This window comes from Cryobacterium sp. (assembly GCF_026786305.1).
In the GTDB taxonomy this organism is placed as follows: Bacteria; Actinomycetota; Actinomycetes; order Actinomycetales; family Microbacteriaceae; genus Cryobacterium.
Genome location: NZ_JAJAYI010000069.1, coordinates 14,034 through 34,468 on the forward strand (window position 1 = coordinate 14,034; position 20,435 = coordinate 34,468).

Consider the following 20,435-nt stretch of genomic DNA (forward strand, 5'->3'; position numbering starts at 1 on the left):
ATGCCGGTGTTCGTGATTCGGTGGCGAATGACGGGGCCAGCGGCGCAACTGCGGGCACCGGCCTGCATATCTCCCAGTTGCACAAGGTCTTCGCCGTGGGGCGTAAAGAAGTCGTCGCCCTCGACGACGCCAATCTGCACACCGAAAAGGGTAGTTTTCTCTCGTTGCTCGGACCGTCCGGCTGCGGAAAATCGACCATTCTTCGCATTCTGGCCGGCCTGGAGCACCCCACGAGCGGCACGACCCGGGTCGATGGCAAGAGCCCGCAGGAACTGCGTCGCGGGCACCAACTCGGCATTGCCTTTCAGGATTCCGCCCTCCTGCCCTGGCGCAGCGTGCGCTCGAACATTCGTCTCCCGTTTGAAGTCGCTCGCATTCCTGTCGACGACGCCTATATCGACGAGTTGATCGCCCTCGTGGGTCTGCAGGGCTTCGAGAAGGCCAAACCGGCGCAGCTCTCCGGTGGCATGAAACAGCGCGTGTCCATCGCCCGATCGCTCGTGCTCAAGCCCTCGGTGCTGCTGCTCGACGAACCCTTCGGAGCCCTCGACGACATGACCCGCCAGCGGCTCAACCTCGAGTTGTTGCGCATCTGGACGCAGAAGCCGGCCACGACCCTCATGGTCACCCACGGCATCGCCGAAGCCATCTTCCTCTCCGACCACGTCGCGGTCATGAGCGCGCGCCCCGGCCGGGTCCACGAAGTCATCGACGTCGACCTTCCGCGGCCCCGGTTGCCCGAGATGATGCGTTCGCCCGAATTTCATGCACTGCATGACCGCGCCTCCGACCTGCTCTTCAGCGGTGTCGCCGTGGGGGGCGACGAACGGTGATCCGAAGCTCGCTGCGCGCCCTGCCCGCCTGGGCGACCGGCCTGATCGGGGGCGCGATCGTCATTGCGCTGTGGTGGATCGGCGCCGTCACCGTCTTTGCCGAGGTCGGCTCCCTGCCCGGCGGGGCTGTGCCGACCCCGCTCGATGTGCTCATGCAGCTCGGGAGCGATGGACCCGCGTTCTACCTGCCCCACGTCAGTGTCACCATGCTCGAAGCGCTCATCGGCTTTGCCTGGGGGAACGGGCTCGCCCTGGCCCTCGCGGCCGTCGTGCTGCTGCTGCCGCGCATCGAGAGGATCGCGATGCAGATCGCCGTGATCACCTACTGTGTTCCGATCGTTGCCATCGGCCCGATCGCCTACATCGTGATCGGGGCGCCGAGCGCGGGCGACCCGGCGGGAACGGCGGTCTTTCTCGCTGCCATGTCGGTATTTTTCACGACCGTGATCGGCTCGCTCGTTGGCCTTAGAGCAGCGGATGGCGCGAGCCTTGATCTCATCACGGTCTATGGCGGCAGCACGTTCACCCAACTGCGTAAGGTGCGCCTGATCGCCGGTCTGCCCAGCGTGTTGACGGCGCTGCAGGTCGCCGCGCCGGCCGCCTTCATCGGTGCCATTCTGGGGGAGTACCTCGGCGGAGTCAGCCGTGGCCTGGGCATTGCCATGCTCGTGGCCGGTTCAACGGCCAACGTCGACCGGGTGTGGAGTCTCGCGCTCGTCGCCGGTGTCACCGCGGGCCTCGGGTACGCGATCTTTGCTGTCATCCTGCGTTTTGCGACGCCGTGGACTACCGGACGGAGCGGCCGATGAGCTTTGCACGGGTGGCGCTCGTGACCGTGACCCGCGGTCTGCTGACCGGGCTCATCACCCTCGCACTCGTGCTGGTCGCCTGGCAGGGACTGCTGCTGCTGCTGGACGTATCGCCCTTCCTGGCCAAGGGTCCCCTTGACGTCTGGACGTGGCTCGCCAGCGTTCCCGAAGCGGCCGATAATCGCGCCCTGATCCTCAGCAACCTCCTGGTGACCCTGAACGATGCCCTACTCGGTTTCATCGCCGGTCTCACCTGTGCCCTGGTGCTTGCGGTGGCCTTCAACCTGGTGCGGGGCATCGAACATGCCCTCATGCCCATTGCTCTGTTGTTGCGTTCGGTGCCCCTGGTGGCCCTCGTGCCCGTCATCAGTCTCATCACCGGGCGCGGACTCACGACCGCCGTGGTGATGGGTGCCATCGTCGTGCTGTTTCCGGCGCTCGTGAACATTGCGTTCGGACTCCGTTCCTCGTCGCCGCAGATCAGCGATGTGATCACCGTCTACGGCGGCAGCGCCGTGACGACCCTGCGCAAGGTGGCGCTGCCTACTTCGTTGCCGTCGTTCTTCGCCGCTGTGAAGATCTCGGTGCCGGGGGCCATCACCGGCGCGCTGCTGGCCGAATGGCTCACGACCGGTCAGGGCCTCGGTAACTCGATTGTCGCCGCTGTCGCCAAGGTGCAGAACTCCGAGGTGTGGGCGTCGGTCGTGGTGATCACCATCGTCTCCCTCGCACTCTACGGCCTGGCCCAGGTAGGCGAGAACCTGGTGCTGCGTCGCATGGGCATGGAGCAGAGCACCGCGAGCTGACGCCTGGATGAGCTGACGCACCGCCCTGTCACTGCCCGGTCGCAGCCCGCAGTAAGGCTGTAGTTCCGGGGGGCTCTAATTCCGTGGGGCTGGAATTCAGTGGGGCTGTCGTTCAGCGGTGCTGTAAATCAGTCGGGCTACAGCAGCCCGTGCTCGGCCAGTTGATTGGCCAGGCTCGACCCGTCTGGCCCGTAGACCCAGGGGCCTTCCGGGCCGCCCTCGATCAAGACGGCGTCGCGCGAGCGCCCACCGGCGAGCACCGCTTCGCTCGGGGAGAGCTGACGGATGGCCACGGCTGCGACACTACCCGGATAGTCACGCTGAAAGTCGCTGTAGATGGCCTCGTCGTGCTGGCCGTCGTCGCCGATGAGAATCCAGCGCATGTGCGGAAACTGCTCGGCGAGCCGACGCAGGTTGTCACGTTTGTGCGCGCTGCCACTGCGGAACCAGCGGTCGTGGGTGGGGCCCCAATCGGTCAGCAGCAGTGCCCCGGCCGGGTAGAGGTTGCGGGACAGAAAGCGTGACAGGGTGGGGGCCACGTTCCAGGCGCCGGTGGAGAGATAGATGACCGGGGCGCCGGGGGTGAACGACGCCAGTCGTTCCAGAAACACGGCCATCCCTGGGGTCGGCACCCGGGCATGCTCGTCGAGCACAAATGTGTTCCAGGCGGCCAACAGCGGGCGCGGGAGCGTGGTGACCATCACCGTGTCGTCGACGTCGGAGACGACGCCGTAGCCGACCGTGGGCGCCACGATGAACAGCGGGGCTTCGGCCACGTCCGAGAATTCGGTGTGCAGTCGGGCCACGTGCCAACCGGCGGGCAGTGATGCCGGAACGACGGTGTCAACGACGCCGCCGCGGTCAGCCTGTACGTGATGCCTCTGTCCGTCGATCTCTATCGTGACGGTCACGTCGTTCACGGGCACGCTCGTGAAGCTGCGCCAGCCGCGAATGCCGGGGTCAAGGCCATCCGGTCGGGGGCGCTTCTGGCGCTTGTCGGGCTTGATCGGTTTGGTCAGGAGTACCCGGCAGAGAATGCGAACCCACGCCGTCGAGCCGTAACCGGTGTACGGGATGACGGTGGGCTGATAGCCGCGACGACGTGCGGAGTGTTCGCGGCGGTCGTGGAGCCAGTCCTCGATGCGGGCTGCGCGGTGCATGATCCGCTCGGGACTGGGCGCACTCGGCGAGGCGTCTGGGGACTGTGGCACCCCCCCATTCTGCCATGTTTGCTGTGCATCCCCGATCAGGGCTGTGGGAATGGGGTTTTACCCAATAGGATGGTGATTTATATTCAAGGGGGAGAAATGTCGCTAGGTGGCCTATTGGGTGAAGAGACCGGTGTAGCACTGCAACAGGTGCGCACCGAGCCGATTCAGCAGCGCAGCGCTGCACGACTGTCCGGTTTGCTCGATGCAGCTGCCGCCGTTGTGGACGAGGTCGGTTTCGACCGCATCACGACCGCGATGATCGCGGACCGTGCTGGTGCCTCCATCGGCACGGTGTACCGCTACTACCCAGACCGGGTGGCCGTTCTGCACGCGCTGCACGAGCGCGCCGTGGTGCGCTTTCGGCAGCGTGTCGTCGACGAGCTCAGTGCCAGCACCCTCAGCTGCTGGTGGGACGCTGTGGACTGCGTTGTGACCGCCTTTGTCGGCCTGTACCGCTCCGAGCCCGGCTTTCGCATCGTGAACTTCGACGACCGCGACGGCGCTCCCGCCGTTGACGCCGTGGCGGATGCCGATTTCTTCGCCCAACGCCTCGCCGATGTTCTCGTGAACGAGTTCGACCTGCCGGCCGGCGAGGAACTGATCTTTCGACTCGAGGTCGCCGTCGAGATGGCCGACGCACTACTCGCCCGTGCTTTTCACACCGACCCGGTCGGTGATGAGCGCTTTATCGCCGAGTGCCGTCTGGTGTTGCGCGACTACCTCGACCGCTATTACAGCCCGCAGGCGCTCAGTTTTCTCGCCACTGCGTCGTAGCGTCCGCCCGTACCCTCCACTGCGAGCCGGTCGACCCGATGGGTTGCCCGGCTCTGTGGGTGGCGTTGGCTGGTGCGTCAGTTTTGCTCGTTCGCTCCGGGATGAATCCTTTTTACGCAATCTGTTTTGCCTGTCGCCTCGAAAAGTGGTTGGGTTAGCATCTGGTTTGTGTTGACCCGACCGATGCGAGGAGCGAGGCACCAGGATGATCGAATTCCACGCGGTGACCAACCGGTTCCCCGACGGCACCCTCGCCGTCGACGACTTCAGCCTCGTCCTGCCGTCCTACAAAACGACCGTGTTTGTCGGAACCTCCGGTTCGGGAAAGACAACCCTGCTGCGCATGATCAACCGGATGGTGGATCCGACCAGCGGGTCCATCGACATTGACGGAGCGGACATCGGTACGCTCGAGCCGGTCAAGCTGCGACGCGGCATCGGCTATGTCATGCAGAACTCGGGGCTGCTTCCCCACCGCAAAGTCATCGACAACGTCGCTACCGTACCGATGCTGCGGGGGATGCCGAAGAAGAGAGCCCGCGAGGAGGCACTCCAACTGCTTGACACGGTCGGCCTCGACCGGTCCCTGGCCAATCGGTATCCGAGCCAACTCTCCGGCGGCCAGCAGCAACGCGTGGGCGTTGCCCGTGGGCTGGCCGTCAACCCTAATATCCTGCTCATGGACGAACCGTTCGGCGCGGTGGATCCGATCGTGCGCGCCGAACTGCAGCAGGAGCTGCTGCGGCTGCAACGCGAACTCGGCAAGACCGTGGTCTTCGTGACCCACGACATCGACGAAGCCTTCCTGCTCGGCGATCAGGTGGTCATCCTGCGTACCGGCGGAAAGGTCGCCCAGGTGGGTTCGCCCGCCGAGATCCTGGCGAATCCGATCGATGAGTTCGTCGCGACCTTCGTCGGTGCCGATCGCGGCAAGCGGTCCCTACACGTCGAGAACCACGGCGATGGCGACATTGTCGTCGACGAAACAGGTCGTCTGGCCGGGGTGCTCGTCGGCTCGTCGACCACGTCGTCCCGGGCCAGCGCCGCGTCACAGTCTGGGTCAGAGTCACAGTGTGGGTCAGAGTCAAAGGCCGGTCCTCGCGGACCGGGTGCTTCGGCGCAGGGTGGGGATTCGCGGTGACCTGGATCTGGTCGAATATGGACCTTATTTGGGATCGCACGCTCGATCACCTCGTGCTCAGCGTGCCCTCGATCATCCTCAGTTTCGTCATCGCCCTCCCGTTCGGCTGGTTGGCGCACCGCTACCGCGCGAGCCGGGCGGTTATTCTGACCACGGTCGGGCTGCTCTATGCCATTCCGTCGCTGCCGCTGTTCATCGTGCTGCCCTTCATCGTGGGCACCAGCATCCGCTCGCCACTGAACCTGATCATCGCGCTCACTCTCTACGGGGTGGCCCTGATGGTGCGGGTGGTAGCGGATGGCCTCGGTTCCGTCGACCGCGACGTGCAACAGTCGGCAACGGGCGTCGGATTTTCGGGGTGGACCGTTTTCTGGCAGGTCGAGCTGCCCCTGGCCGGTCCCGTGCTTCTGGCTGGCCTGCGCGTCGTGGCGGTCAGCACGGTGAGTCTCGCCACGGTCGGTGCGGTGATCGGCGCTCAGAGCCTCGGCAGCTTGTTCACCGACGGGATCCAGCGGGGAATCCAAGAAGAGATCATCGCCGGCATCGTGGCGACCGTGCTGCTCGCCCTCGTACTGGATGCGGCGCTCGTGCTGTTCGGACGGCTGCTGATGCCGTGGACCCGGCGCAGCGCGATCGGCGTCGCGGCTCGCAACAGTGCCGTCGTCGCGGGGGTGACCACATGAGCTTTTTCATCGAAACTCTGGCCTGGCTGCTCGACCCCGCGAATTGGATCGGAGCCGGTGGCATTCCGACGCGTCTCGCCCAACACCTGCTTTTCACACTCGTGACCCTTATCGTTGCCGCGGTGATTGCCGTACCGATCGGCTTTGTTATCGGGCATACCGGTCGCGGCCGGGGCTTGGCCGTGGCGATCTCGGGCGCGTTCCGGGCCATTCCCACCCTGGGCCTGCTCACCCTGGTGGCCCTCTGGGTGGGAATAGGCTTGAGCGCCCCCTTCGTTGCGCTGATCGTGCTCGCCATTCCGCCCATACTGGCCGGCGCGTACACCGGATTTGAAGCGATTGATCGCAAGATTATCGATGCGGCGCGGGCCGTGGGCATGTCGGAGGCACAGATCCTGCTCAAGGTCGAGCTGCCGCTCGGCCTTCCTCTGCTGATAGGCGGGTTACGCTCCGCGACCCTGCAAGTCGTGGCCACGGCCACCCTCGCCGCGTACATCGCAAATTTCGGCCTGGGCCGTTACCTCTTTGAAGGCCTGCGAATTCGCGACTACGGCGAAATGCTCGGCGGTTCGGTTCTCGTGATCCTGCTCGCGATCGTGTTGGAGGGCGTGTTCGCCCTCATACAAAAATTGGTCGTTCCCCGCGGCGTCACCGAGGGACTCCCCACAGATATCCGCGACGGGTCATCCCGATCCCGCCCGGTGATGGAAACCACCATCGAGAAAGGAAACAGCAATGTTCACAGCACATAGAGGCCGGCTCACGCTCATCGGCGCCGTCGCGGTTGGGGCCGTCGTAGCCCTTGCAGGGTGTGCGTCGGGGGACCCCCTGGCGGAACCGTCGAGTAGCGCCACCGACTCCACCATCGTGGTCGGGTCGCAGGCGTACTACTCCAACGAGATCATCGCCGAAATTTACTCGCAGGCACTCGAAGCCGGCGGTTTCACCGTCGACCGACAGTTCCAGATCGGCCAGCGTGAGGTCTACCTGCCCGATATCGAAGACGGCAAGATCGACGTCTTCCCGGAATACACCGGAAGCCTGCTGCAGGCCCTCGACAAGGCCGCCGTCGGCGGCACCAGCGACGCGACCTACACGGAACTCCAGGCCGCCCTGCCCGACAACCTGCGTGTTCTCGACAAGGCCGAGGCCTCCGACCAGAACTCCTGGACCGTCACCGACGCCGTCGCGAGCAAGTACAGCCTCACCGACATCGCCTCTTTGACCAACGTCACCGAACCGATCACCGTCGGTGGCAACTCGGAGCTCGAGACGCGTCCCTACGGGCCGACTGCCCTCAAGGAGAAGTACGGAATCAAGATTGCCGGATTCGTGCCGGTCGAGGACAGTGGCGGACCGTTGACCGTCAAGGCGCTCGTCGACGGTGACATTCAGCTCGCCAACATCTACACGGCTGACCCGAACATCAAAACCAACAGTCTGGTCGCCCTCACCGACCCCGACGGATTGTTCTTTCCGGACAACATCGTGCCCGTCGTCTCCCAGAAGGTCGATGACAGCGCCGCGGCGATTCTCAACAAGGTTAGTGCGGCCCTCACAGCCGACATGCTGGTCGATCTGAACTCGCAGAGCTTCAACGACAAGCTCTCGGCCGACAAGATCGCGACGGCCTGGCTGACTCAGGAGAAGCTCGTCTAGGCACCGAACAGAATGAGGGCCGGCCCGGTCAGGAGCACCGCCGATACGGTGAGTGCTCCTATCGTGGCCGTGTAGCCCAGCGGCACGGTCGGGTTCACCAGCCGGGCCACTCGTGGCGTCACCTGGTGTGCCGGATGCTCGGGTTCTGCAGCTCGTCCTTTGTCAGTGTGTGAAGCGGATGCGATGGCGCTCGTCGCCGCATCCGCTTCGCTCATGAAGGGTGTGGTGAACCCGGCGAGTGCGAACCCCGTGAGGGCGATCGCGCGGGCCAGGGTGTGATCGTCGACCACGCGCCGGGCATGATCATCGGCGAGCATCTCCACCAGCAGGGCGACGGCGTTCTCGGCGCGGTTGGCGATCGGGAACCACGGCAATGCGCTGTGCCAGCTCTTGAAGGCGAGTAACACCAGGTGGTGCTGTTGCACGAGGTGTGCCTGCTCGTGGGCGATCACCGCACGCACCTGGTCGGTATCGAGTAGTCGGAGCAGTCCATTCGAGAGGACCGTTGCCGAATGCCCGGCTCCGGGCAGGCAATAGGCGACCGGGGCCGGATGGTCGATGACCCGCATTCCCGGCTGGCCGTGCAGGGGATCGCTGAGCAGGGCGATAAGAGTGTGGTGACGGCGGCGCTGGCGCTCGGCACGAACGAAAGTCGCGAGAAGATTCAACAATAGGTGGGTGCCAAGCAGAATGGCGCTGCCAAGTGCGAGCACGTGGGTGAAGCTCGTTCCGGCCGGGAGTGTGCCGGCCCGCAGGTCGCCGACGAGCACGACGATGCTCTGCGGAAGGGTGTCGCCGAACGGAACGAGGCCGTAGAGCAGCAGCGAGCCGATCATGGACATACCGCCGGACAGGGCGATAGCCTGCCAGAGCACGAGGGCTACGCCGGGGGAGCGAGCCGGCCAGTCTGAGCGGGCCAGCACGAGCGGTACGGGCCAGGCCAGCAGAACGGCGATGATGCCGAGCATGACGGCGGCGGTGATCATGGGTATCGCGGGTGAGCTCTGGCGGCGTTAGGCGTTGTCGGAATTCACGACTCCGAGCAACTGGCGCAGTGTGTCTGCCTCCTGAGGGGTGACGCCTCCGATGAAGCGCACCAAGGCCGCCTGGCGGTCGGGTACCTGCCCGAGCACCTCGTGCATGAGTCCCGCCGTGTGGGTCGCGCGGGTCATAACGGCGGTGTAGGCGTGCGGCCGGACGCTACGGTCGCGGGTGACGAAGCCCTTTGTTTCGAGTCGAGACAGCACCGTCAGGACTGTCGTCGTCGCCGGCGGTTTGGTCGGCATGGCCCCTCTCTCACGGCGTACCAGGGACTCCTTGAGTTCGTTGGCAGTCAACGGTGCCGGGGAGTCCCACAGGACATTCATCAACAGCCTCTCGAGCACGCCCAAATTTGCCATGTCAGCATATTACGCTGTGAAACTGTGATTTCTACGAGTCGTAGAAGTCTAATGTTCTACACAGCGTAGAAGTGTAATGTTCTACACAGCGTAGAAAGTTTGCGCGGTAGCAACAATGCTGGAGGGCATATGAACGAGTGGCTGGACCCTTTACTCCTCTCACGGTGGCAGTTCGGTCTGACGACCATCTATCATTTTCTTTTCGTCCCACTCACTATCGGAATGGCCCTCACTGTGGCGATCTTCCAGACGGCCTGGGTACGCACCGACAAAGCCAAGTATCTGCAGCTGACGCACTTCTTCGGCAAGATCTTTCTGATCAACTTCGCCATGGGCGTCGTGACCGGTATCGTGCAGGAGTTTCAGTTCGGCATGAACTGGTCGGACTACTCGCGCTTCGTCGGCGACGTCTTCGGTGCCCCGCTCGCCTTCGAGGGCATTCTCGCGTTCTTCCTCGAGGCCACTTTCATCGGCCTGTGGATTTTCGGCTGGGACAAGCTGCCGAAGAAGGTGCATCTTGCAACCATCTGGCTGACCGTTATCGGCAGTATCACGTCGGCCTACTTCATCCTCGCGGCCAACGCCTTCATGCAGAACCCGATCGCGTACACCATCAACGCGGAGAAGGGCCGGGCCGAGCTGACCAGCATCGGCGAGCTGCTCACCAACCCGATCGCGCTGGCGGCGTTCCCGCACACTATCCTCGCGTGTTTCATGGTGTCGGCGGGACTGATCATCTCGGTCGCAGCCTGGCACCTGGCGCGCAACCAGCATTTCGAGACCATGCGTCCCGCGCTCAAGTTCGGCATGTGGATGATGGTCATCGCCGGCATCGGCACGACACTCGCCGGTGATCAGCTCAGCCTCGTGATGGGCGAGGTGCAGCCAATGAAAATGGCCGCAGCCGAGGCGTTGTATCACACGGCCACGGGAGCCAACGCGTCGTTCTCACTGTTCACGCTCGGCACCCCGGACGGCGTGCACGAATTGTTCTCCATCCGGATCCCGTACCTGCTGTCGTTCCTCTCGACCCATACCTTCGACGGCACCGTGCAGGGTATCAACAACCTGCAGGCGCAGTACGTTGCCACATACGGGCCGGGGGACTACACCCCGACCATCTGGATCACCTACTGGGCGTTCCGCTGGATGATCGCTCTCGGACTCCTGCACATGCTCGTCGCCGTTGTCGGCCTGTTCCTCACCCGCAAGGGACGGATGCCGACACAGAAGTGGGTCTGGAGCCTGGCCATCTGGAGCTTCCCGGCGTCGCTACTCGCCATGACCGTGGGATGGGTCTTCACCGAGATGGGCCGACAGCCGTGGCTGGTCTTCGGCCTGTTGAAAACGCAGGACGGCGTCTCGCCCGGCGTGACCGGTGTGGAGATCCTGATCTCGTTGATCGTCTTCACCCTGCTTTACGGCATCCTCGCGGTGGTGGAGTTCAGACTCATCCTTCAGGCCGTTCAAAAGGGTCCGGACGATGCTCCGGTCCCCGACGCCGAATCCGGCGAACTCACGCAAACTGTCACGGTCTACTAGGACGGGTCAACAGGAATACAAGATGGATCTCACAATTCTTTGGTTCTGGATCATCGCTGCGATGTTCATCGGGTACTTCGTACTCGATGGCTTCGATTTCGGGGTCGGCATGTCCCTTCCCTTCCTCGGCAAGGACGACACCGATCGCCGCGTTCTCATCAACACCATCGGTCCGGTCTGGGACCTCAACGAAACCTGGGTCATCGTGGCCGGCGCATCGCTGTTCGCGGCGTTTCCCGAGTGGTACGCAACGATGTTCAGCGGTTTCTACCTCGCGCTGCTGCTCATTCTGGTGGCACTGATTCTGCGCGGGGTGTCGTTCGAATACCGGCACCAGCGCCCCGAATCATCGTGGAAGAAGTGGTTCGACGGCATGATCATCGTCGGTTCGGCCGTTCCGGCGCTGCTCTGGGGCGTGGCCTTCGCCAACGTCGTGCGCGGCGTCAACCTCGACGTCAACCACGACTACGTCGGCACGTTCTTCGACCTGCTCAACCCGTATGCCCTGCTCGGCGGCCTCACCACGTTGCTGCTGTTCTTCGTGCACGGGGTGGTGTTTGTCTCGCTCAAGACCGAGGGAGACATCCGAATGCGGGCGCGCAAACTCGCCACCAGGGCCGGAATCGTGACGATCGTCGTCGCGGCCTGCTTCCTGGTCTGGACGACCTTCGCGTACGGCACCGTGGCATCCGCTCTCTTCGCCGCCCTGACCGCGGTCGCGCTGATCGCATCGTTCCTGGCCAACCTGCGCGGCGCCGAACGGCTCGCGTTCGCTCTCATGGCCGGCACGATCGGTCTCGCCGTGCTGACCCTGTTCGCGTCGCTGTTTCCCGACGTCATGCCGGCCAGCAACGACCCGGCCAACAGCCTCACGATTGCCAACGCTTCCTCGTCGACGTACACACTCGGCGTGATGAGCTGGACCGCGCTGATCGGGATGCCCGTCATTCTGCTCTACCAGGGCTGGACCTACTGGGTGTTCCGCAAACGCATCGGCCGGGCCCACATTGCGGTCGCTGTTCACTAGTACGCCGTTGACTACGACCACGTTGACTACGACCACGCTGACTATAACAACGCTGACCAGCACGCCGTATACCAGCGCTGTGGGAGACTGAGGCAGTGCGCCCCCTGGATCCTCGCCTTCTTCGTTATGCCTCAGCAGCGCGCCGGTTTCTTCTCATTGGCGCGCTGCTCGGGTTTGCTCAAACCCTCGTTGTCATCGCGTTCGCGTGGTTGCTGACCCGAGCAATCACCCTCATGGTGGCGGGGAAGCCCCTGCGCGAGATTGTGTCGACCCTGGCCGCCCTTGCCGCGGTCGTTGTGCTGCGGTCTGTGCTGATCTGGTTGCTCGAAGTCTCGGCCAATCGAGGCGCGGCACGGGTCAAGAGCCAGTTGCGAGCCCGGGTCATGGCCAAGCTGGCCGAGCGTGGCCCCGACTGGGTCGCCGCCCGGCAGAGTGCACGCCTGGCGACCGTTGTCACAACCGGCCTCGACGAACTCGACAACTATTTCGCCCGCTACCTGCCGCAGCTGCTGCTGACCATGATCGCAACGCCGATTCTGATCGCGGCCATCCTCTGGCAGGACCTCGCCAGCGGCCTCACGGTCATCATCGTGATTCCGCTCATTCCCGTGTTCATGATTCTCATCGGCCGAGCCACCCAATCGATTCAGCACAAACAGTGGCAGGCACTGCAACGCCTCTCCACGGGGTTTCTCGACGTTGTCGGGGGCCTCGGCACCCTGAAGATCTATGGTCGGGAACGACGCCAGTTCGACCGCATCCGCTCCATCACGCAGGAATACCGCACCCGCACCATGACGGTACTCCGGGTCTCTTTTCTCAGCGGCTTCGTGCTCGAGTTGGCAGCGAGCCTCTCGGTCGCGCTCATCGCCGTGTCGATCGGCCTGCGACTCGTCGACGGCACACTGCTGCTCGGCGTCGGCCTGTTCGTTCTGCTACTCGCGCCGGAGGCGTTTCTGCCGCTGCGCCAGGTGGGCGCACAATTTCACGCCGCGGCCGACGGCCTGGCCGCCGCCGACGAGCTGTTCGCGATTCTCGACGACGATACCGTTCCCGCTGCTCCAACAGCGGATGCCGCAGTCATCGCCGGTCAGGCAGCTTCGGCCCGTCGTGCGGCCGGGCCCACCCAACAACTCGGCTCCGGATCAGGCGCCCTTCGACTGGCCGGCGTCACCGTTCGGCGCGGCGACACCGTCGTGATCGACCAGCTGGACGCGGAATTTGCTCCCGGCGAACTGAGCGTGCTGCGCGGAGTGAGCGGGGTGGGCAAATCGACCCTCGTGGCCGCTCTGCTCGGTTTCGTGCCCGTGACCGGTGAGATCACGCTCGGCGGCGCCCCGGTGGTGGCCGGGGCAACTCGGCCGTGGCTGGCTTGGGCCGGCCAGCGCCCTGGCCTGTTCCGCGGAACGGTGGCCGAGAATGTGGCTCTCGGGGCGGCATCCGCTGCGCGAGGCGTGCGTGGCCGGACGGTCCCTGACCCGCGACTGGTCGCGCAGGCGCTGGACTGGGCGGGCGCCTCCGAGGTGTCACCGGCCACGGTTCTCGGTGTGAATGGCGACGGTCTCTCGGGCGGTCAGGCACAGCGCGTCGCTGCAGCCCGGGCCATCTACCGAACGCTGGCGACCGAGTGCCACGTGGTCATCCTGGACGAACCAAGCTCAGCCCTCGACGCCGACGCCGAGGCCGGTCTTCTCGCCGGGCTGCGCCAGCTAGCCGATCAGGGCCGCGTCGTGATCGTGGTGAGTCACCGACCGGCTGTTGTTTCCGCAGCAGACCGGGTGATCGAACTGCAGGAGCGGATTCATGTCTGACGCCACGACGACGACGGCGGCTGCCCATGATGTGCTGCGCCTCGCCCAGCCACGCCCGCGTTGGTTTGTTCCCGGCCTGCTGGCCGGGATCGGGAGTGCCCTCATGGCGGTGGCCTTGCTGGCTTGCTCGGCCTGGCTGATCACCCGCGCGGCCGAAATGCCGTCCCTGGCCTTTCTGGGTCTGGCTGTCGTCGGTGTGCGCGCCTTCGCCATTGGGCGTTCGGCATTTCGCTACCTGGAACGGTTGGCCAGCCACGATGCCGCGTTCCGACAACTCGCCGAACTGCGGCTGGGCATCTTTTGTCGCATCGTTCCGGTGGCTCCCGCGGGGCTCGCGAATACCGGGCGCGGCGATCTGCTCACCCGCCTGGTGCGCGACGTCGACGACCTGCAAGACCTACCGTTGCGCGTCGTGCAACCGCTCCTGGTGGCGGGCATAACCGCCCTACTCGGCGTGATCGGTATCTGGCTGATCGTACCGGCTGCCGGGCTCATCGTGCTGGTCTGCCTGCTGCTGGCGGGATTACTTGGAACGGTCTTCTCCGGCAGGCTGGCCGCACGGGCCGACCGGGAGCTCGCACCGCTGCGCGGCGCCCTGGCCGACGAGGTATTGGAAATCGTCGAAAACCTCGATGTCCTGACCGCGTTCGACGCCCTGAGCCCGCGTCTCGCGGCTCTCGCTCGCACCGATCATCGCCTGCGTCGGGCCTCGCTGCGACGGTCGGTCGGGGTCGGCGTGCAGTCGGCCGTCGTGTCCCTGTTCGCCGGTGCGGCAACGCTCGGCGCGCTCTACTTCGGCATCCCCGAGCTCACCGGTACGGGTGGCCTGCTGAGCCCGCAACTGCTCGCCCCGACCCTGGTCGTCGCCGTGCTCGTGCCGATGGCCGTGTTCGAGGTGTTCGGCATGATTCCGCTCGCCGCCGTCGCCTGGCGTCAGGTGCAGGTCAGCGCAGGGCGCGTCGCCAACGTTGTTCCGGCGTCTCCGCCGGCCGAGATCCCCGCCGACGTCGTGAACCCGCAGATGCTCTTTCCGGCCGACCACGCTGCCATACCGGTCGTGCTCGAACTGTCCGATCTCGGAGCGCGCTGGCCCGGGCAGGCTCAGCCGGGCGTGGCCGGCGTGACACTGCGGCTCGCGCCGGGGGACCGCGTGCACCTGGCCGGCCCCAGCGGCGCGGGCAAGACCACCCTCGCCCAGACCCTCGTGCGCTTTCTCGACTACACCGGCTCGTACCGGCTCAACGGGGTCGAAGCACGGCTGCTCTCCCAGACGGACCTGCGGCGGGTGGTCGGACTGTGCGAGCAGCGCCCGTGGTTGTTTGATGACAGCATCCGTCAGAATTTGCTGTTTGCACGCGATACGGCCAGCGATGCCGAACTCGACGCCGTGCTGGCCCGCGTCGGCCTGGCTGACTGGGCCGCCCGGCGCGGTGGCCTCGACGCCCGAGTGGGGGAGCGCGGTGCGCTCGTCTCCGGCGGTCAGGCTCAGCGCATCGCGCTGGCGCGAGCCCTGCTCGCAGATTTTCCGGTGCTCATCGTCGACGAGCCCACCGCCAATGTCGACAGCGCGGGGGCGGATGCCCTCGTGCGCGACATCCTGACGGCGGCGGCCGACGCCCATCGCGCGGTGCTGCTCATCTCGCACATCCCCGTGCCCGACGAGCTCGTGACCGCCCGGGTGACCCTGCCCGCCCGCACGTAAGACTCAGTCCATGTGGCGCAGCTCGCGGCGGTGCAGCCACTTCTTGATGACGAACACCGCGAGCACGAACAGGGCGATCACACCGACGAACAGGTAACCGGCGAAGTGCAGGCGACCACTCAGTTCGCGGTAGCCTTCCGCTGCCGCCGACCCGACGCTCACATAGGCGAGGGACCAGATGATGCAGGCGGGAACAGTCCAGGCCATGAAGGTGCGGTAGCGCATGCCGCTCGCGCCGACGGTCAGCGGAATGAGCGAGTGCAAGACCGGCAGAAATCGGGACATGAAAACGGCGGCACCGCCGCGCCGGTCGAGGTAGTTCTCGGCGCGAATCCAGTTGTGTTCGCCAATGCGGCGGCCGAGCCGGCTGCTCCGAATGACCGGGCCGAAGTGGTGTCCGAGGGCAAAACCGATGCTCTCCCCGGCCAGGGCTCCCACGATCACGGCCAGAACGAGGGTGACGAACTCGACCGAGCCGGTTACCGCCGTGCTGGCCACGACGACGATGGTGTCGCCGGGAACAACCAGTCCCACCAGCACCGAGGTCTCCAGCAGCATGCCCAGAAAGGCCAGAAGCGTTCGAATGACCGGGTCGACGCCGGAGACGGTGTCGAGGATCCACGTCAGGATGTCATTCATTTCGCCCAGCATACGTGCTGCGCGAAATTCAACAAGGTCAGGCCTTTTGGCCGTCGCCGGGTGCCCGCTCGGCAAAGCTAGGCTGTTCTGGTGACCGGCACCGTGCAGAGTAAGCTCCTGACCCGTTGGACGGACCCCGCAGCGGCATTCGCGGCGCTCTATGCCAGCGACCGGTACGCCTTTTGGCTCGATGCCGGCCCGAACGCGCGCACGGGCGTCAGCTACCTTGGCGCGGCCTCGCCCACCTCCCGTTTCGTCACAGCGTCGGTGGCGGAGGGCACGGTGACCAGCCGGTACGTTCAGACAGCGGATGCTGCGCCGCCCGATATCACGCACGAGACGGTCTTCGAGTTTCTGCGGCGCGACCTGACCGTGCATGGCGACGATGGCCCGTCTTCCCACAGCGCTTCGCAGGACAGCGCGTCTCAGGACAGCGGGTCTCAGGACAGCGCGTCTCAGGACAGCGCGTCTCAGGACAGCGCGTCTCAGGACAGCGCGTCTCAGGACAGCGGGTTCGAACTCGGCTGGGTCGGCTGGCTCGGCTACGAACTCGGCGCACAAACCGTCGGTGCCCCGGTGCACGAGTCGCGCTACCCCGATGCCGCCCTGCTCGAGATTGACCGCATGATCCGGTTCGACCACGGCGACCGCACGGTGACCCTCGTGGCACGCACGAGCGCAACCGAACCGCCCGCGATCGTGACGCACTGGTTCCATCGAATGACCGCGGTACTGGCGGCGACCCCACAAATGCCCGAGCCGGCTTGCGTTGCCCCGCCGCGGGCATCCGCTGTCCCGCGCTGGCGTCACCACCCCACCGACTATGCCGCTCTGGTCGAAACCTGTCTGGCCGCCATCCACGACGGAGATGCCTACCAACTGTGCCTGACCAACGAGATTCGGGTGGCGGGCCGCTGGCACCCGGTCGACACCTATGGCGCACTGCGCGCAGGCAGCCCGAGCCACCACGGCGGTTTGCTGCGATTCGGTGACGTGGCGCTGCTCAGCGCGAGCCCGGAGCAGTTTCTGCACGTGGGCCGGGATCGGCGCATTCGCACCAAACCGATCAAAGGCACCCGGCCGCGCTCAGACGAACCGGGAGAAGACGACCGGCTGAAACTCGAGCTGCAACACAGCGACAAGGAACGTGCCGAGAACCTGATGATCGTCGATCTCATGCGCAACGACCTCGGACGAATCGCCAAGCTCGGCACTGTCGCTGTCTCCACCCTGCTCGCGGTGGAGAGCTACCCCCACGTGCATCAGCTGGTCAGCACCATCGAGGCGCACCTGTTACCGGGCGTCACCGTGATCGACGCCATCGAATCGTGCTTTCCGGCCGGTTCCATGACGGGCGCTCCAAAGCAGAGCGCGATGACCATTCTCCAGTCGCTCGAGCGGGGCCCGCGGGGTATCTATTCCGGGGCCTTTGGCTACATTGGGCGGGGCGGTGCAGCGGACCTGGCCATCGTCATCCGCAGCATCGTGCTCGATTCAAACGGGGCGAGCATCGGCACGGGTGGTGGAATCACCGCCCTGTCCGACGCCGCCGAAGAGATCGAGGAGACCCGAATCAAGGCGGCCGCACTGCTCGCGGGCCTCGGGGTCACTGCGCCCGAGTAATCTAGAACATGTGCACGCGCGCTTTATCGCGATCGCACCCGAGCGAAAGTTCGGCACAGACCATGCTCTACCCCTGCAATGAATGAGAGTCACGTGGCACACGAGCACGAAAGCTTACGCATTGACGAGCGCGATGAGAGCGACGAAGAAATTTATGACTTCGCGGCGATCCAGGCGAAGTGGCAACCCGTCTGGGAAGAGCTGGCTCCGTTCAGTACGAGCGACGAGGGCGACACCCGCCCCCGCAAGTACATACTCGACATGTTCCCCTACCCGTCCGGTGACCTGCACATGGGTCACGCCGAGGTGTACGCACTCGGCGACGTCGTCGCCCGCTACTGGCGCCACCAGGGGTTCAACGTGCTGCACCCGATCGGCTGGGACTCCTTCGGCTTACCCGCCGAAAACGCCGCCATTAAGCGGGGCATCGACCCGCGCGGCTGGACCTACGACAACATCGCGCAGCAGAAGAAGAGCATGAAGCTCTACGCGACCAGCTTCGACTGGGACCGCGAACTACATACGAGCGACCCCGAATATTACAAGTGGACCCAGTGGCTGTTCCTGCAGCTCTACAAGAAGGGCCTGGCCTACCGCAAGGACAGCTGGGTCAACTGGGACCCGATCGACCAGACCGTGCTCGCCAACGAGCAGGTCCTGGCCGACGGTACGAGCGACCGCAGTGGCGCCGTCGTTGTGAAGAAGAAACTCACCCAGTGGTACTTCAAAATCACCGACTACGCCGACCGCCTGCTCGACGACCTCAACCAGCTCGAAGGCACCTGGCCGGCCAAGGTGCTCAACATGCAGCGCAACTGGATCGGACGCTCCATCGGAGCGGATGTCGACTTTGCGATTGAGGGCCGCACTGAACGCGTCACCGTGTTCACGACCCGCCCCGACACGCTGTTCGGCGCCACCTTCATGGTCGTCGCACCGGACTGCGACCTCGCCACCGAACTTGTCGCCGAGTCGACCCCCGAGGTGCAGGAAGCATTCCAGGAGTACCTCGTGCGCGTGCAGCGCAGCACCGAGATGGAACGCCAGGCCACTGACCGCGCAAAGACCGGTGTGTTCCTCGGCCGCTACGCGATCAACCCGGTCAACGGCGAACGCCTCCCCATCTGGGCCGCCGACTACGTGCTCGCCGACTACGGCACCGGCGCGATCATGGCCGTGCCAGCCCACGACCAGCGTGACCTCGACTTCGCCCGCGCCTTCGACCTCCCCGTGCGTGTCGTCGTCGACACCAATTCCCCGGCCACCGGCATGATTCCGGTGATCACGCAGGCCATGCTCGACGGCATCGAAGAGCTGCCCGCGCTCGACCCGCTCAGCACCGGCATCGCCCTGGCGGGCGAAGGTCGCCTGATCAACTCCGGGCCGCTCAACGGCCTGAGCAAGATCACCGCCATCAAGCGCATCATCGAGAAGCTCGCCACCGACGGCCTCGGCCGCGCAGCCAAGAACTACCGCCTGCGCGACTGGCTCATCTCCCGCCAGCGCTACTGGGGCACACCCATACCCATCATCCACGGCGAAGACGGCACCGAGATTCCCGTGCCCGAAGACCAGCTGCCCGTGCTGCTGCCCGAGGCCGAGGGTCTCGACCTCAAGCCCAAGGGCACGAGCCCGCTCGGCGGAGCAACGGACTGGGTCAACGTGCCCAACCCGATCGATGGCACCCCGGCCCGACGTGACGCCGACACCATGGACACCTTCGTTGACAGCTCCTGGTACTTTCTGCGGTTCTTGAACCCCGGCGACGACACCAAGGCCTTCGACCCCAAGAACGCCGAGAAGTGGGCGCCCGTCGACCAGTACGTCGGTGGCGTCGAACACGCCATTCTGCACCTGCTCTACGCACGTTTCATCACGAAGTTCCTGTTCGACGAGGGCTATGTCAGCTTCACCGAACCGTTCACCGCGCTGCTCAACCAGGGCATGGTCATTCTCGACGGCACCAAGATGAGCAAGAGCAAGGGTAACCTCGTCTACTTCACCGAAGAGGTCGAGACCCACGGCGTTGACGCCGTGCGCCTCACGATGGCGTTCGCCGGCCCGCCGGAAGACGACATCGACTGGTCGGACGTCTCCCCGGTTGGTTCGGCCAAGTTCCTGGCCCGCGCCTGGCGCGTCGCCCGCGACGTCACGAGCGCACCCGACGTGGAGTGGAAGAGCGGCGACGTGACGCTGCGCCGCGTCACCCACCGCTTCCTCGCCGACGCCCCCGGCCTGGTCGAATCGTTCAAGTTCAACGTCGTCGTGGCACGACTGATGGAACTGGTCAATGCCACCCGCAAGGCCATCGACACCGGTGCCGGTCCAGCGGATGCTGCCGTGCGCGAAGCCGCCGAGGCCACCGCTATGGCGCTGAATCTGTTCGCGCCCTACGCCGCGGAGGACATGTGGGCGCATCTCGGCTACGAGCCGTGCATCGCCCTCGTCCCGTGGCGCAAGGCCGAGCAGACCCTGCTCGTTCAGGAGTCGGTCACCGCGGTCGTGCAGGTCGACGGCAAAATGCGTACCCTGCTCGAAGTCTCGCCGAAGATCTCCAGCGAAGACCTCGAAAAAATGGCGCGAGACGCGGCGGCGGTCATCCGGTCTATCGGCGACCGCGAGATCATCAAGGTGATCGTGCGCGTACCCAAGCTCGTCTCGTTCGTCACGCGCGCCTAGCGTTCAACGAACAACCGGCCCCGGTCGATTTCCTTGATCGGTCGGGCCTTCTCCACAGGGCTGCAATTCACCGGGCCGTACACAGATAGGTCGGCC

The 20,435-nt window shown here is 65.1% G+C and carries 18 protein-coding genes; 14 read left to right on the forward strand and 4 right to left on the reverse strand.

Features of this window, described 5'->3' with window-relative positions; genetic code table 11:
* Positions 1 to 20 precede the first annotated feature (20 nt).
* From LH475_RS08010 to LH475_RS08020, 3 genes are read left to right on the forward strand one after another with little or no spacing between them, the layout of a single operon-like run.
* Entirely contained in the window at positions 21 to 833 is an 813-nt protein-coding gene (locus tag LH475_RS08010; RefSeq protein ID WP_196843879.1) for an ABC transporter ATP-binding protein, read from the forward strand.
* Positions 830 to 1,642 carry an ABC transporter permease subunit gene (locus LH475_RS08015; protein ID WP_297413320.1) on the forward strand — a complete coding sequence of 271 codons (813 nt, stop codon included), beginning with the start codon at positions 830 to 832 and terminating at the stop codon, positions 1,640 to 1,642. Before LH475_RS08010 ends, LH475_RS08015 begins: the two co-directional genes overlap by 4 nt.
* A complete protein-coding gene (locus LH475_RS08020) occupies positions 1,639 to 2,448 on the forward strand; it encodes an ABC transporter permease subunit (RefSeq protein ID WP_196843798.1) in 810 nt (269 codons plus the stop codon). The genes LH475_RS08015 and LH475_RS08020 overlap by 4 nt, the downstream gene beginning before the upstream one ends.
* A gap of 137 nt (positions 2,449 to 2,585) precedes the next feature.
* On the opposite strand, the gene LH475_RS08025 is transcribed toward LH475_RS08020, so the two are convergent.
* The gene (locus LH475_RS08025; protein ID WP_196843877.1) at positions 2,586 to 3,608 is read right to left on the reverse strand and encodes a phosphatase domain-containing protein; all 1,023 of its coding nucleotides are present in this window, start codon (positions 3,606 to 3,608) and stop codon (positions 2,586 to 2,588) included.
* Positions 3,609 to 3,755: 147 nt separating this feature from the next.
* Between LH475_RS08025 and LH475_RS08030 the strand changes: the two genes are divergently transcribed.
* The 5 genes from LH475_RS08030 to LH475_RS08050 all read left to right on the forward strand — a co-directional run bounded on the left by LH475_RS08030 (position 3,756) and on the right by LH475_RS08050 (position 7,916).
* Positions 3,756 to 4,433, forward strand: a complete 678-nt coding sequence (locus LH475_RS08030) for a TetR/AcrR family transcriptional regulator (RefSeq protein ID WP_297413323.1) — start codon at positions 3,756 to 3,758, stop codon at positions 4,431 to 4,433.
* Positions 4,434 to 4,638: 205 nt separating this feature from the next.
* Complete coding sequence (locus LH475_RS08035) at positions 4,639 to 5,574, forward strand: ATP-binding cassette domain-containing protein (protein WP_297413325.1); 936 nt, start codon at positions 4,639 to 4,641, stop codon at positions 5,572 to 5,574.
* A complete protein-coding gene (locus LH475_RS08040) occupies positions 5,571 to 6,257 on the forward strand; it encodes an ABC transporter permease (RefSeq protein WP_196843795.1) in 687 nt (228 codons plus the stop codon). Before LH475_RS08035 ends, LH475_RS08040 begins: the two co-directional genes overlap by 4 nt.
* Complete coding sequence (locus LH475_RS08045) at positions 6,254 to 7,009, forward strand: ABC transporter permease (RefSeq protein ID WP_196843794.1); 756 nt, start codon at positions 6,254 to 6,256, stop codon at positions 7,007 to 7,009. The genes LH475_RS08040 and LH475_RS08045 overlap by 4 nt, the downstream gene beginning before the upstream one ends.
* Entirely contained in the window at positions 6,993 to 7,916 is a 924-nt protein-coding gene (locus tag LH475_RS08050) for an ABC transporter substrate-binding protein (RefSeq protein ID WP_196843793.1), read from the forward strand. Before LH475_RS08045 ends, LH475_RS08050 begins: the two co-directional genes overlap by 17 nt.
* Here LH475_RS08050 and LH475_RS08055 read toward each other — a convergent pair.
* Both LH475_RS08055 and LH475_RS08060 read right to left on the reverse strand, forming a co-directional pair.
* Complete coding sequence (locus LH475_RS08055; protein ID WP_196843792.1) at positions 7,913 to 8,902, reverse strand: M56 family metallopeptidase; 990 nt, start codon at positions 8,900 to 8,902, stop codon at positions 7,913 to 7,915. The two genes, LH475_RS08050 and LH475_RS08055, sit on opposite strands and share 4 nt — an antisense overlap.
* Before the next feature lie 27 nt (positions 8,903 to 8,929).
* Positions 8,930 to 9,316: a BlaI/MecI/CopY family transcriptional regulator gene (locus LH475_RS08060; RefSeq protein ID WP_297413329.1), complete on the reverse strand. Its 387-nt coding sequence runs from the start codon at positions 9,314 to 9,316 to the stop codon at positions 8,930 to 8,932.
* Between the two features lie 129 nt (positions 9,317 to 9,445).
* On the opposite strand from LH475_RS08060, the gene LH475_RS08065 reads away from it, so the two are divergent.
* The 4 genes from LH475_RS08065 (at position 9,446) to cydC (ending at position 15,398) form a co-directional block, all read left to right on the forward strand.
* Positions 9,446 to 10,858, forward strand: a complete 1,413-nt coding sequence (locus LH475_RS08065; RefSeq protein ID WP_196843790.1) for a cytochrome ubiquinol oxidase subunit I — start codon at positions 9,446 to 9,448, stop codon at positions 10,856 to 10,858.
* Between the two features lie 22 nt (positions 10,859 to 10,880).
* Complete coding sequence (gene cydB / locus LH475_RS08070; protein WP_196843789.1) at positions 10,881 to 11,885, forward strand: cytochrome d ubiquinol oxidase subunit II; 1,005 nt, start codon at positions 10,881 to 10,883, stop codon at positions 11,883 to 11,885.
* Positions 11,886 to 11,980: 95 nt separating this feature from the next.
* A complete protein-coding gene (gene cydD, locus LH475_RS08075) occupies positions 11,981 to 13,696 on the forward strand; it encodes a thiol reductant ABC exporter subunit CydD (protein WP_297413331.1) in 1,716 nt (571 codons plus the stop codon).
* Entirely contained in the window at positions 13,689 to 15,398 is a 1,710-nt protein-coding gene (gene cydC / locus LH475_RS08080) for a thiol reductant ABC exporter subunit CydC (protein WP_297413333.1), read from the forward strand. The genes cydD and cydC overlap by 8 nt, the downstream gene beginning before the upstream one ends.
* A gap of 3 nt (positions 15,399 to 15,401) precedes the next feature.
* On the opposite strand, the gene LH475_RS08085 is transcribed toward cydC, so the two are convergent.
* The gene (locus tag LH475_RS08085) at positions 15,402 to 16,037 is read right to left on the reverse strand and encodes a DedA family protein (RefSeq protein ID WP_196843786.1); all 636 of its coding nucleotides are present in this window, start codon (positions 16,035 to 16,037) and stop codon (positions 15,402 to 15,404) included.
* A 90-nt stretch (positions 16,038 to 16,127) separates the two neighbouring features.
* Here LH475_RS08085 and LH475_RS08090 point away from each other — a divergent pair, with 90 nt between their 5' ends.
* Positions 16,128 to 17,660: an anthranilate synthase component I family protein gene (locus tag LH475_RS08090; RefSeq protein ID WP_297413336.1), complete on the forward strand. Its 1,533-nt coding sequence runs from the start codon at positions 16,128 to 16,130 to the stop codon at positions 17,658 to 17,660.
* A 120-nt stretch (positions 17,661 to 17,780) separates the two neighbouring features.
* Positions 17,781 to 20,339, forward strand: a complete 2,559-nt coding sequence (leuS, locus tag LH475_RS08095; RefSeq protein ID WP_297413393.1) for a leucine--tRNA ligase — start codon at positions 17,781 to 17,783, stop codon at positions 20,337 to 20,339.
* The last annotated feature ends 96 nt before the right edge of the window (positions 20,340 to 20,435 follow it).